11 protein-coding genes are annotated in these 12,939 nt (G+C 61.1%); 3 read left to right on the forward strand and 8 right to left on the reverse strand.

Going from position 1 to position 12,939, the window contains the following annotated elements; translation table 11 throughout:
- The first annotated feature begins 354 nt into the window (after window positions 1-354).
- Window positions 355-3,051, forward strand: coding sequence for a valine--tRNA ligase (locus B7G66_RS10880; RefSeq protein ID WP_003618369.1), 2,697 nt, complete (start codon window positions 355-357; stop codon window positions 3,049-3,051).
- Window positions 3,052-3,236: 185 nt separating this feature from the next.
- Window positions 3,237-3,785, forward strand: a complete 549-nt coding sequence (gene msrA / locus B7G66_RS10885; protein ID WP_003618368.1) for a peptide-methionine (S)-S-oxide reductase MsrA — start codon at window positions 3,237-3,239, stop codon at window positions 3,783-3,785.
- Window positions 3,786-3,838: 53 nt separating this feature from the next.
- On the opposite strand, the gene B7G66_RS10890 is transcribed toward msrA, so the two are convergent.
- The 3 genes from B7G66_RS10890 to B7G66_RS10900 form a co-directional block, all read right to left on the reverse strand.
- The gene (locus tag B7G66_RS10890) at window positions 3,839-4,216 is read right to left on the reverse strand and encodes a hypothetical protein (protein WP_139312473.1); all 378 of its coding nucleotides are present in this window, start codon (window positions 4,214-4,216) and stop codon (window positions 3,839-3,841) included.
- A gap of 473 nt (window positions 4,217-4,689) precedes the next feature.
- Window positions 4,690-5,670 (reverse strand): glucokinase, encoded by a 981-nt coding sequence (gene glk, locus B7G66_RS10895; protein ID WP_003618365.1) that lies wholly within the window; start codon window positions 5,668-5,670, stop codon window positions 4,690-4,692.
- 223 nt (window positions 5,671-5,893) lie between these two features.
- On the reverse strand, window positions 5,894-6,712 hold the full coding sequence (locus tag B7G66_RS10900) for an SDR family NAD(P)-dependent oxidoreductase (protein WP_003618363.1): 819 nt from the start codon (window positions 6,710-6,712) through the stop codon (window positions 5,894-5,896).
- 150 nt (window positions 6,713-6,862) lie between these two features.
- Between B7G66_RS10900 and B7G66_RS10905 the strand changes: the two genes are divergently transcribed.
- Window positions 6,863-8,032, forward strand: a complete 1,170-nt coding sequence (locus B7G66_RS10905; RefSeq protein ID WP_003618362.1) for a hypothetical protein — start codon at window positions 6,863-6,865, stop codon at window positions 8,030-8,032.
- A 213-nt stretch (window positions 8,033-8,245) separates the two neighbouring features.
- Here the strand turns inward: B7G66_RS10905 and thiL are convergent, their stop codons facing one another.
- The 5 genes from thiL to B7G66_RS10930 all read right to left on the reverse strand — a co-directional run bounded on the left by thiL (window position 8,246) and on the right by B7G66_RS10930 (window position 12,910).
- Window positions 8,246-9,229 (reverse strand): thiamine-phosphate kinase, encoded by a 984-nt coding sequence (thiL, locus tag B7G66_RS10910; protein ID WP_003618359.1) that lies wholly within the window; start codon window positions 9,227-9,229, stop codon window positions 8,246-8,248.
- Between the two features lie 43 nt (window positions 9,230-9,272).
- The gene (gene nusB / locus B7G66_RS10915; RefSeq protein WP_003618356.1) at window positions 9,273-9,824 is read right to left on the reverse strand and encodes a transcription antitermination factor NusB; all 552 of its coding nucleotides are present in this window, start codon (window positions 9,822-9,824) and stop codon (window positions 9,273-9,275) included.
- Between the two features lie 86 nt (window positions 9,825-9,910).
- Window positions 9,911-10,417 carry a transcriptional regulator NrdR gene (nrdR, locus tag B7G66_RS10920; protein ID WP_003618354.1) on the reverse strand — a complete coding sequence of 169 codons (507 nt, stop codon included), beginning with the start codon at window positions 10,415-10,417 and terminating at the stop codon, window positions 9,911-9,913.
- A gap of 218 nt (window positions 10,418-10,635) precedes the next feature.
- Window positions 10,636-12,474: a DNA helicase RecQ gene (gene recQ, locus B7G66_RS10925; protein WP_040511688.1), complete on the reverse strand. Its 1,839-nt coding sequence runs from the start codon at window positions 12,472-12,474 to the stop codon at window positions 10,636-10,638.
- 61 nt (window positions 12,475-12,535) lie between these two features.
- Complete coding sequence (locus B7G66_RS10930; RefSeq protein WP_003618351.1) at window positions 12,536-12,910, reverse strand: OmpA family protein; 375 nt, start codon at window positions 12,908-12,910, stop codon at window positions 12,536-12,538.
- Window positions 12,911-12,939: the final 29 nt, after the last annotated feature.

The following is a 12,939-nucleotide window of genomic DNA, read 5'->3' on the forward strand; positions in this document are numbered from 1 at the left end:
GAAAAAGGCGGCGTCTTCTGAAGCTTTTTAGAAAAAGCTTCACCGAAAACCTTTATAATTTCAGTGTGTTATAGAGCCTGACTTTCCAAACAGTCTCTAAAAAATCAACATCCCAGATTTTTGCAGTTCCTTATCAATCGCGCTGTTTCCAAGCCTCCCCTCCCCCCCCCACGCCACAGTGCAATCGAGCCATATGACAGCAGGTTTCTGGCACGTCGCGCCATCATACCTTGATCGCCCCTTGATCACCGGGACATCTTGCGCCGTTTCTTTCGTGGCGGATTGGGGTATATCTGCGTGCGGCGGACATGTCGTGCGCCCTGCGTCTGATTTAGGTGGATCTGGTTTTTAGCAATGCTCGATAAGTCTTTCTCCCCCGGCGAGACAGAAACCTCCCTTTACGCATTATGGGAGGGATGCGGAGCATTCGCCGCCGATCCAGACAGTCCGCACCGCCCCTATACCATCATGATCCCCCCCCCCAACGTCACGGGCACGCTGCATGTCGGGCATGCCCTGACGATGACGTTGCAAGATACGCTGATCCGCTGGCGCCGCATGCAGGGACGCGACGTATTGTGGCAGCCCGGCACCGACCATGCAGGCATCGCGACCCAACTTGTGGTTGAACGCATGCTGCAAAAGGAAGGCACGTCGCGGCAGGAACTGGGGCGTGAGGCTTTCGAAAAACGCGTGTGGGACTGGAAGGCGCAGTCTGGCGGCGGCATCACCACGCAGTTGCGTCGCCTTGGCTCCTCCCTCGACTGGCCGCGTGAACGTTTCACGATGGATGAGGGGCTGTCGAAGGCCGTGCGCGAAGTGTTCGTAACCCTGTATCGCGAGGGGCTGATCTATCGCGACCGGCGCCTTGTCAACTGGGATCCGGCATTCCGGTCCGCCATTTCCGACCTTGAGGTCGATAACAAGGAAATGCGCGGCAGCCTGTGGTACATCCGCTATCCTGTGGAGGGGCAGCCCGGCCGCACCATCACGGTGGCAACCACCCGGCCCGAAACCATGCTGGGCGACATGGCGGTGGCGGTCCATCCGGACGATGCCCGCTATGCCGACCTTGTGGGGCAATCGGTAATCCTGCCGCTGACGGGACGGCGCATCCGTATCGTGGCGGATGAGCATTCCGACCCCGAAAAGGGCAGCGGCGCAGTGAAGATCACGCCTGCGCATGATTTCAACGATTTCGAGGTCGGACGTCGCCATAACCTCGACATGCCCAGCGTGCTGGACGCGGACGCGCGCATCACGCTGGAGGAAATCAGCGACGAACTGCGCGCCGAAGCGGGCATCGCCGATCCGGCCTTTGTCCGCACGTTGCAGGGCATGCCGCGCGACGAGGCGCGCAAGACCATCGTCGCCGAGCTTGAACGGCTGGAATGGCTGGAAAAGATCGAGCCACACACAAACCAGGTTCCCCATGCCGAACGCAGTGGCGCAGTGGTTGAACCCCGGCTGACGACGCAATGGTACTGCGATGCAGCCACCCTTGCCGCCCCCGCGATCGAGGCGGTGGAGACAGGGCGTGTCGAATTCGTGCCGCGACAGTGGGAAAACACCTTCTTTGCATGGATGCGCGACATCCAGCCCTGGTGCATCAGCCGCCAGTTGTGGTGGGGCCATCGCATCCCGGCATGGTATGGCCCGGATGGGCACGTGTTCGTCGCCCATGACGAGGCCGATGCCACAACCCAGGCCCGCGCGCATTATGGCCGTGATGAGGTCCTGACACGCGATGACGACGTGCTTGACACGTGGTTCTCCTCTGCGCTGTGGCCGTTCTCCACCCTTGGATGGCCGGACCAGACACCCGAACTGGCGCGTTATTACCCGACGGACGTACTGGTCACGGGATTTGACATCATCTTCTTCTGGGTTGCCCGGATGATGATGATGGGCCTGCATTTCATGAAGGACGTGCCGTTCCGCAAGGTGTTCATCCACGGGCTGGTCCGTGATGAACGCGGGCAAAAGATGTCAAAAAGCAAGGGGAACGGCATCGATCCGCTGGAGATGATCGACACCTATGGCGCGGATGCCATGCGCTTTACGATCTGTGCCCTGACGGGTCTGGGCCGCGATGTGAAGCTGGGCCGCAAGAAGGTGGAGGAATACCGTTCCTTTACCACCAAGCTGTGGAACGCCGCACGTTTTTGCGAAATGAACCGCGTCGCCCCGGTGGCCGGTTTCGATCCCGTCACCGTTACCTCACCACTGGGCCGCTGGCTGCTGGCAGAGGCAGGGCGCGCGATCACGGATGCCACGGCGGCGTTGGAATCCTTCCGTTTCGATGAATATGCCGGCGTATGCTACCGCTTTGTCTGGAACTGTTTTTGCGACTGGTTCCTTGAATTCGCCAAACCTGTCTTCAACACGGAAGGCGACACGGCAGAAGCGACAGAAACCCGTGCCGTCACCGCGCATGTGCTGGGCCTGATCCTGCGCCTGCTGCAACCGGTCATGCCGTTCATCACCGATGAACTCTGGCACCGCTTTGGCTATGGCGCGCAAGGCAGCCTGATGCAGGCCGCGTGGCCAAAGCCCGATACCGTGACCGATGCGGCGCAGGCCGGGGCGGAAATGGAATGGCTGGTCCGTTTCATTACCGAAATCCGTACCGTGCGCGCGGAAATGAACGTGCCGCCGTCACGCCTTGCCCCCGTATTGCTGCGCGATGCCTCGGCACAAACAGTGGCGCGCGCTGAAAAATGGTCCGAGGCGATCGGCCGTATGGCCCGCGTGTCCGAAGTCCTGCCGTTGGAAGGCGACATGCCGCAGGGTGCCGCGCAATTGGTGGTGGATGAAGCCACACTGATCCTGCCTCTTGCGGGGATTATCGACCTGTCGCAGGAACGCCAGCGCCTGGAAAAGGAATGCGGCAAGGTCGATGGGGAAATCACCAAAGTCGAGCGCAAGCTTGGCAATGCTGACTTTGTCGCCCGCGCCAAGCCCGAAGTGGTGGAGGAAAACCGCGAACGCCTGGCTGCATTCCGTGCGGAACGCGTGCGCCTTGATGCCGCACTGGCGCGCATTTCCTGATCGTGCCGTCGCAGGGCATCCTGCGGCGTCCCCAACCTTTCACGGACGGTTCGAAAACGGCCGGTCGATGAAAATCAGGTGTTTATGGTGGGACTCTTTTGAGGAACAAGGCGTCCTTTGAAGCTTTTTGAAAAACGCTTCACCAGACATCTTTATTGTTTTCAAGGCAAGGCAGGGAGTCCCCCATGACACAGCACAAGACAGAGACAGCCGTTCTGGCCGGTGGATGCTTCTGGTGTATCGAAGCCCCCTTGCGTGAAATACGCGGTGTGCTTTCTATCGAACCTGGCTATGCCGGTGGCGATATGCCCGACCCGACTTATGAAGCGGTCTGCACCGGCAGAACAGGACATGCGGAGGTCGTACGGATCGAATTCGATACTGCCATCCTGTCCTATCGCGACCTGCTGGGCATGTTTTTTGTCCTGCATAATCCCACGACCCTGAACCGGCAGGGAAACGATGTCGGCACGCAGTACCGCTCCGCCATTTTTACCCTGTCCACTGAACAGGCACAGATCGCCCATCAGGTGTGTGCGGAACTGACGGCGCAAAAGCTGTGGCCCGATCCCATCGTAACGCAGATTGTTCCGCTGGAGCATTTCTATCCTGCTGAAACCTATCATCAGGACTATTTCGCCAAAAATCCCGGCAACCCTTACTGCAGTGCAGTCATCCCGCCCAAGATCGCGAAAATCCGCAAGCTGTTCCGCGACCGGCTGGTACATACCTGAAGATCATGCCACCTGCGCGCCGCAATCTGGCGACAGGTGGCATTGGCCGTGCATCAGGGCTTGGGATCAAAGCCATCCATCAGCCCGTCGAAAAATGACCTCAGCCCCAGCCGTGGGGACTGCGCCTGTTCCACCGCGACCCCGTTGACGCCATCTTCGGGATATTTCGGCAAGGTGGGGATGGCCGTGCTGAGTTCACGCCACAATCCCGCAAGTTTCTGGTGCTCAGCCTCATGCGAGGCTGCAAGCTCCTGCACCAGCTTCATGCAGGCGACTGCCTGCGGGTCCTGGTTCTTTGCGCCCTCTTTCAACAAGGCCGCAATTTCCAGCACACCACTGGAACTCTGGTCCATCTGCGCGGACAGCGCGGCATAGGCATCAAGGATTGGCTTGAGGTTCATCGGGTCTTCTCCATCGGCTTGTCCTGACACTTCTATCGTTTCCGTACCAACTGCGCACCTGATGAAGAAGGGTTGGCACCCGTCCGCGCCGCAGCCCCCACCAGAACAGGCATGTTCACAGACACCCATCCCTACAATAAATTATATCAGGTGCGATAATAACAAAGCCCATATGATGATATAGCAGGAACGATCAGGAGAAATCCTGCCGACAGGAAAAGTTTTTGGGTGCTACCTTATTTCAAAAAGGCAGCGTCTTCTGAAGCTTTTTAGAAAAAGCTTCACCAAAAACCTTTATAATTTCAGTTTGTTATCGAGTCTGACTTTTCAAACAGTCTCTAACAAAAATGGTTTTCCAATCTCTCCCGGCTTCAGGAAAACTCTTGTTGTTGCACTGTTTTCAGACTGCACCATCCCCAAACCTGCCATAAAAAAGGGCGGCAGGATGATCCCCACCGCCCGTTCCTGACGCATCTGACGTCGGATGGTAAAGAGAGCTGTCTTCAGGCTGTAATATCGCGATAGGCTTCGGCAAACGCGGCTGCCGCGCCAAGCAGTCCAGGCTGGGGGTAGGTAATCAGCTTGACCGGCATCGCAGCCATCAGGCTTTCGAAGCGTCCCTTGGCCACAAACCGCTCTGCAAAGCCCGAAGCGCCGAGATGCTTGGCCAGACGCAGGCCCAGGCCACCGGCGATGACGACACTGCCGCCGCCCTGCGCCAGCGCCAGGTCGCCCGCAACTGTGCCCAGCGACAGGCAGAACCGCTCCAGCGCGGCCCCCGCGACATGATCGCTGCCATCAAGCGCCATGGTCCACAATGTCTTGTCATCACGCGTGCGCACCGGCAGGTTGCCGATTTCCGCAATCGCCTCATACAGGTTGGCAAGACCCGGCCCCGACACCACGCGTTCGACCGACACCCGCCGATAACGCAGACGCAGAAGTTGAAGGATACGGTCCTCGAACTGATCAAGCGGGGAGAAATCTATATGCCCCCCCTCGGTCTCGCACACGAAATAGCCACCCTTGCGCCGCACGACATAGGCCGAACCCAGCCCGGTGCCCGGCCCCACGATCGTGATGATCCCCTCCTTGGGCAGGGGGATATCCGGGCCGCAGACATGTTGCAGGCTTTCTTCGCCAACCTGTGCCACGGCATGCGCGACGGCGCCGAAATCATTGACCAGCACATGTTCGTCAATACTGAGCTTGGCCCCAAGCTGCGCGGGCTGGATGACCCATGGGTTATTCGTCAGCTTCAGGATATCGCCCTTGATGGGACAGGCCACGGCAATGCCCGCCGCACGTGGCAGGGGACGTCCCACCACACGACCGAACGCCTCCCACGCCAGTTGCAGGCTGGCATGTTCGGCACATTTCAGGGTCGTCGCCTCGCCAAGGCTGACGACACGGCCGCCTTCCACGTGGGCCAGCGCGAAACGCGCATGGGTTCCCCCGATATCGACGGCTACGATTTCTTTCATGTGGGATCACTCTCCGCAGTCAGCAGGCAATCTTATTTCGGGGGTGCAGGGGTTGCGTACGGCATGAAACGTCGCAGGCCCCGTCCCCGTCAAATCAGATCCTCTAAAATAATCATGGGTTACGCCCCCAGCTACGGCAGGGGGGAACGAATGACATTGATAAAAGTCACGTTATCCCATCAATTCCGGCACAATATCACAATAATATTACTTTTCCTGCCCATTATTGGGATATCTGCCCACGCGGCACCTGCCCGGCCTTCAGTCGCGACAATATCCATCGCTTCAGCGGCCATGGCACGATGACATCCACCAGACGCAGGATGGAAAACAGGAACGGGAACACCAGATGCGCCTGCCCGCGTTCCACCGCCCCGGCAATCTGTCGCGCGGCGGCGGCCGGGGTCTGCAAACATGGCTTGAATCCCACCACACGGCGGCTCATCGCCGTATCGACAAATCCGGGCGATACCAGCGTCACCCCCACGCCATGCGGTGCAAGCGCCATATGCAGCGATTCCGAAAAACGCTTCAGCCCGGCCTTGGACCCGGAATAGGCGGCGGCGAACGGGATGGCATGAAAGGCTGCAACCGACCCCACCAGAACGATATGCCCGCGCCGGCGCCGGACCATGGCCTCTGCCGCCGCAGCGGCCATGGCGGACGGCGTGGCATAATTAACCAGCCCGAGTTCAAGCACCATCTCCGCCTTTTCGGTCACCTCGTCCGGTGTTTTCATGTCGCCAAGCCCCGCCGCAAGGATCGCAAGGTCGATGGGCATGGCCGCGTCATCCTCGCGATAGGCAGCGATGGCGGCACGCCCGTCCTGCAGGTCAAGCGCACGCACCATGACATTCACGCCACATTGGCGACAGTCCCGCGCAATTGCCTCCAGCCGGATCGCATCCCGACCCCACAGCACAAGATTCCATCCCCGTCGTGCATAAAGCCGCGCCAGTTCCGCGCCGATCCCCCCCGATGCACCTGTAATCAGCGCCCGTCCGGGGGCCCCGTTCATGGTCTGGCTGGGCTGTGATTCCATTGTCTGTCTTCCTTTCCACCACCATTTTGTGCCATCAGCACAACGAACGGGTTATTCAACCTTCTACACCACTCGCGGGCATCTCCGCCACGCCATGCCCCGGCGCGGCAACGGTTGACGCCAGCACAGTCAGGAAGCTGCGGACAGGTCATGAACGAAGCCGACCAACTTGTCATTATTCCCGTTTCCGGTTTTCGTCAGATGACCACCTTCATCCAGTTACCGCGCCTGCTGTATGCAGGGCTGCCGGGATATGTGGCACCGCTTGACATGGTGCAGCGCGACCTGCTGCTGCCCACCCGCAACCCGTTTTTCCGCCGGGGGCAGGCGCAGTATTTCCTTGCAACCCGTAACGGACAGGCCGTGGGCCGCATCTCTGCACAGATCGACCCCGTCGCCATCGACCATATCGGTGAACAGGTCGGCTTCTTCGGGGCGCTGGACGCGGTGGATGACCTTGGCGTTGTTTCCGCACTGATCGACGCGGCGGCGACATGGCTGCGTGAACGCGGGATGAAGGTCATGCGCGGCCCCCAGACGCCCAACAGCAATGGCGAGTTCGGGATGATGATCGAGGGGCAGCACGAACTGCCCATGGTGGCCATGCCGTGGCACCCGCACTGGATGCCCGCCATGATGGAAGCATGCGGCATGATCCGGCGCGAAGACCTCCTCGCCTACCGCATCTTCACCGGCCCCGATGCGGAGGAAGCGCACCTTGTCCCCACCAGCCTGAAGATGGGCGAAGGCCGGCTGGGCAGCATCACCACACGCGGGCTGGACATGAGCCGCCTGCACGAAGAAGGGGAAACCCTGCGTCGGCTTTATAATGACGCATGGCGCAACAACTGGGGTTCCCTCCCGCTGACCCGTGACGAGATGAACGGCATGATCAGCGAGCTGCGCCCCCTGCTGAAGCCCGAACATTATGTCCTGATCGAACAGGATGGCGACCCGGTGGCCTTCGCGCTGGTGGTGCCCAATGTCTATGACATCTCCGCCGATCTTGGCGGTGCGCCGTCACCGGTGGGATGGCTGAAACTCGGCAAGCGGCTCCTGCGGCATGAATTCCATTCCGCGCGCGTCATCCTGCTGGGCGTCAGTTCCCGGCTGGAGGGCACGGCACTTGGCGCGATCATGCCCGCACTGGCGATTTCCGAACTGATGAAGCGCGGTCGTACCCTGCCTTACCGCACGGTGGAACTTGGCTGGGTTCTGGAAAGCAACCTGCCGATCCGCCGCCTGATCGAACGGATCACGCCGCATCCCTACAAACGTTACCGCGTATATGACCGTCCCCTGACGGATGATGACCTGTAGGCCTACAGACCCCATTCCCATCGCCCATCACGATCCCGGCGACCCTTTGAAATAATATATCATAAACCTATAGGGGTCACGGGGCGGGAGTGTATTTCCCCACATGCAGCATGGCGCGCGGCAGTTGGGAAAAAAGCGTCACCAAGAGCCGCTGATGTTGGGGATCATGCCTGTCAGATCACCGCTTCAGGACGCCCGCCAGCCACATGGCGGCTAAAGATGGCTCCACCCTGTCCGCGCGACTTTCACCACATTCCCCTGCGCATCATATAATTTGACACCGGTCCCAGCCGTGGGATCGACGAACCGTCCGATGCGCGTCATACGCACCCCGTGATGGCGGCCACGCGCCAACAGGGCCTGTTCATGATCAGGTGGCACCGCCAGCAGCAGTTCATAGTCATCGCCACCCGTCAGGCAGGTTTCGCGCCATTGCGGCCCCGCCGCCCGCGCGGCATCGGACAGCGGCACCTGATCGACCTCGATCACCACGCCCAGCCCGCTTTCCCGCGCCAGATGGCCGGCATCCTGTACCAGGCCGTCCGAAACATCCATCGCGGCCGAGGCAATGCCATGCAACCCAAGCCCCAGACGCGGGCATGGCAGGCGATAGCGCGCGGCAAGGGCATGGTCGGGATCCGGTACCTGTCCACGCAGCGCCAGCAGCCCCAGCGCCCCATCACCGATGGTGCCCGTCACCCACAGTCCGTCGCCCGCACGCGCCGTCGTGCGGCGCAGCGCGCATCCGGGGGCCACATGCCCCACGATCGTCAGCGACAGCACCACAGGCCCCGGGGTTGAGGTCGTATCCCCGCCCAGCAGGCCAAGCCCGTATGCATCCTGATCCACACGCAGCCCCCCTGCAAAGGCCGCAAACCATGCCTCCGCAAGATGCCGGGGCCGCGCCACCGTCAGCAGATAGCCAAGCGGCGTCGCATCCATGGCGGCAAGATCGGACAGGTTACAGCGCAACAGCTTGCGCCCCACCGTGTCGGCAGGGTCATCGGACAGGAAATGCACGCCCTCGACCATTGCATCGACGGCCATCACCATTTCGCGCCCCGGGGGCGGGGTCATGACGGCGGCATCATCCCGCAGGTCGAGCGCACCTTCACCCGCCAGAGGGCGGAAGATGCGCCCGATAAAGCCGAATTCCGCAGGCACGGCACCTGTTTCCCCTGTTGGGTGACTGGACATCGCCTTGTCCCTCCCTGCGCCCCCGTGCCGTCGCGTATGTGGCTCAGATGGCCGAAGGTTCCGCACCGGGCACCGGAGTCGCAGGCGCAGCCTCCGTCCCCGCAATACGGCGTGACATCGCATCAAGAACGCCATTCAACATGCGCGGTTCGTCACCAGAGAAGAAACCGTGCGCAACATCCATGTATTCATTGATGATCACGCGGCTGGGTGCCGGGTCCTGCGCCGTCAGTTCCCCGCCCGCCGCACGCAGCAGCGCGCGCAGCACGGGATCAAGGCGATCCATCGGCCAGGAGGCAGGCAGGACATCCGCCACCATCGCGTCGATATCCGCCTGCCGGGCCACACTGCCCCGCACGATGGCGGTAAACAGGCGTATATCGGCATCGGGCACCTGCCCTTCGGCATAACCCAGCGACGTCTTGCCGGTCGGCAGGCGGTGATGGGTGAACTGCGACACCACATTTTCGGCGTTATCGCCCCCCTGCTCGATCTGGAACAGGGCCTGCACCGCGCCCACACGCGATGCCGTGCGTGACCTGTTCCTGTCTTTACGGGGGGTGTCATCGGGGGCGGGGGCGCCTGTCTGTGTCATCTCAACTCTCTCCTGCCTGTCGGGCGTCGTGCGCAATGCTGGGCTTCATCGCCTCTTTGGCGCATGGGGTCCATAGGCTTTCGCCGTCATTTGTCCCCTATTGGCGGGTCATCCCCTTCCCGTGGGGCCGTATCTGCCGCAACCGAGGTGGAGATCGTCTCCAGTATCGCGGCGAAATCCTTGGTTTCCCTGAAATCCCAATGCACGCTGGCAAAGCGGATATAAGCAACCGAATCGACTTCCCGCAAAGTTTCCATCACCCTGCGCCCGATATCGACCGAAAGGATATCCGGCTCTCCCGCCGCCTCAAGATGACGGACAAGGCCATTGACGATACGTTCGATACGCTCCTCGTCCACCGGGCGCTTGCGCAGGGCGATGCGTACGGAACGGGCCAGCTTGTCACGTTCAAACGGCACGCGCCTGCCATCGGCCTTGACGACGATAAGGTCACGTAACTGAATCCGTTCTATCGTCGTGAAACGCTGCCCACATGATGCACAGATGCGGCGCCTGCGGATCGCGGCCCCGTCCTCATGCGGGCGGCTGTCCTTGACCTGGGTATCTTCATGTCCACAAAACGGACAACGCATGGCAACCACTCAATTCAGGCAGGAATGCCGCACCCCAGGGATCCCTGTGGGCACGCACATTCATCATCCATTGGAAACTGTTTCAAAATAACGCATTGAAAACAGTAATAACAGTTCCCCGACACCGCATTTCAAAAAAATACGACGATCCCGGACGCTGTTTTCAAAAAGCACCGCCAAGAACTTCATCCTGATCGCAGGATGTTACTTTCGCCCCATCAGGTCAGTGGCGTTTCGGAGAGGACCTGCAACACCGCATCGCCATAACGTTCCAGCTTTGACGACCCGACCCCCTTTATGGTGCCAAGTTCATGCAGGCTGGTGGGATGTTCCTGTGCGATGTCATGCAGCACGGCATCGTGGAAAATCACATAAGGCGGGATTTCCTGTTCCCGCGCCTCCCCCAGCCGCCACGCCTTGAGCGCGCGAAACACCGCCGCCACCTCTGGCGCAAGCGTGTCGGGATCGAACCGGCCGCTGCCGCCACGTCGTTCCCCTGCCGCCGCCGCACGCAGGTCATCGGTCGCATCCTCGCGCAGGGAGACAACCTCCTCCCCCCTCAGGATGGGACGCGCCCGTGCCTCGTCAAGGGAAAGCGCATTATATTCGCCACTCACACGAATCGCGCCACGGGCAATCAACTGCCGGATCACACCACGCCAGAAGGCCTCCGGCCGGTCCTTGCCAATGCCATAGACACTCAGCCGGTCATGGCCATGCCGTGTGGCCATGTCGGACGTCTTGCCACGCAGGACGGCAGCCACATGTACCGCCCCGAAACGCTGCCCCGTGCGATAAATGGCCGACAGCACTTTCTGCGCCGCAACCGTGCCATCAAATGTCACTGCGGGGTTGCGGCAGTTGTCACAATGCCCGCAAGGCTGTTCCAGCCGTTCGCCGAAACATGCCAACAGCGCCTCTGTCCGACATCCTGTCGTCTCGGCCAGGGCAATCATCGCCTCCAGCCGGGCGCTCATGATCCGGCGCTGGGCCTCGGGGGCATTTGACTGTTCCAGCCAGTAACGGGCACGGGCGATATCGTCCCCCCCGTACAGCAACACGGTTTCGGCTGCCTCCCCATCACGCCCGGCGCGACCGATCTGCTGATAATATCCCTCGGGCGAGGATGGCATGTCCAGATGCACGACCGTGCGGACATCAGGACGGTCGATTCCCATGCCGAACGCAATGGTGGCCACGATGATGACGGCCTCCCCCGAACGGAACCGCATCAGGGCGGCGCGCTTTTCCACCGGTGACAGGCCCGCATGGAACGCCAGCGCGACATAGCCGCGATCGCACAGGGATTTTGCAATCCGCTCCGTCTTGTTGCGACTGCCGCAATAGACGATGCCCGCCTCCCCTTTGTGCCGGTCAAGGATGCCGACAAGCTGGCGCAATTCCGATGTTTTGGGACGCACCACGACATCAAGGTTGGGGCGATGGAAACTTGCCTTCAGCACCGTGGCATCAGGCATCGCCAGGGCTTCGAGGATATCGCTTTGCGTGCGCGGGTCTGCCGTCGCGGTCAGCGCGATGCGTGGCACACCGGGGAAATGGTCCGGCAGGGTCGCAAGCGCACGGTATTCGGGACGGAATTCATGCCCCCACGCGGAAATGCAGTGCGCTTCGTCAATCGCGATGACCGACAATGTCAGCCGCGAGAGACGTTCGAGCATTCCCGGCGACAGCAGCCGCTCGGGCGAGACATACAGGATATCCAGCCGCCCCGACGCAAGGTCCGAACGGACGCGCGCCGCGTCATCGGCCTCCTGCTCCGAATGCAGGGCGCCGGCATTGACGCCAAGCTGGCGCAGGGCCGCGACCTGATCGTCCATCAATGCGATCAGGGGGGAGATGACAAGACCGGTGCCCGGGCGACTGAGCGCGGGCACCTGGTAACAGACACTCTTGCCGCCACCGGTCGGCATCAGGACGAGGCAGTCCTGCCCCGCCATGACCTGATCCACCGCCTGCTGTTGCAGGCCGCGGAAATCAGGGAAGCCAAAGACACGCGACAATATGCCGCGCGGGGACATGTCGATATCCGCGGCCATCGTCACAGACCCGCCACCACATGCAGGGCCCACGTCACCGGCGGCCTCATTGCGGCGGGGATCAGTTGCGGACGACCTCGATCTCGACACGACGGGATGCAAGGGCGCCGTCCTCGTTATTCACGGGGCCACGGGGCTGCTGGCGGATGCGGCTGGCATCCACGCCATCAACGGCAAGCTGGCGGGCCACGATCTTGGCGCGGTCGATCGCCAGCAGTTCATCAGCCGACAGATCCTTGGACGCCGCGGCATAGCCTTCGACGCGGACCGTGGCATTATGCGCCAGCGCGCGCTGCGCCGCCTGGGAAATGACCGCCTGGGCAGGGGTGTCGAGCTGGGTGGAATTCTGGGTAAAGAAGACAACGAACTTCGCGGGATGTCCCCCCGCGCAACCCGCCAGAAGACCAAGACCCAAAAGGAGAGACAGGCGACGCATGATGGACCACTCCTGATAAAAATATATTT

Origin of the sequence: Novacetimonas hansenii JCM 7643, from assembly GCF_000964405.1 — a bacterium.
Taxonomy (GTDB): Bacteria; Pseudomonadota; Alphaproteobacteria; order Acetobacterales; family Acetobacteraceae; genus Novacetimonas; species Novacetimonas hansenii.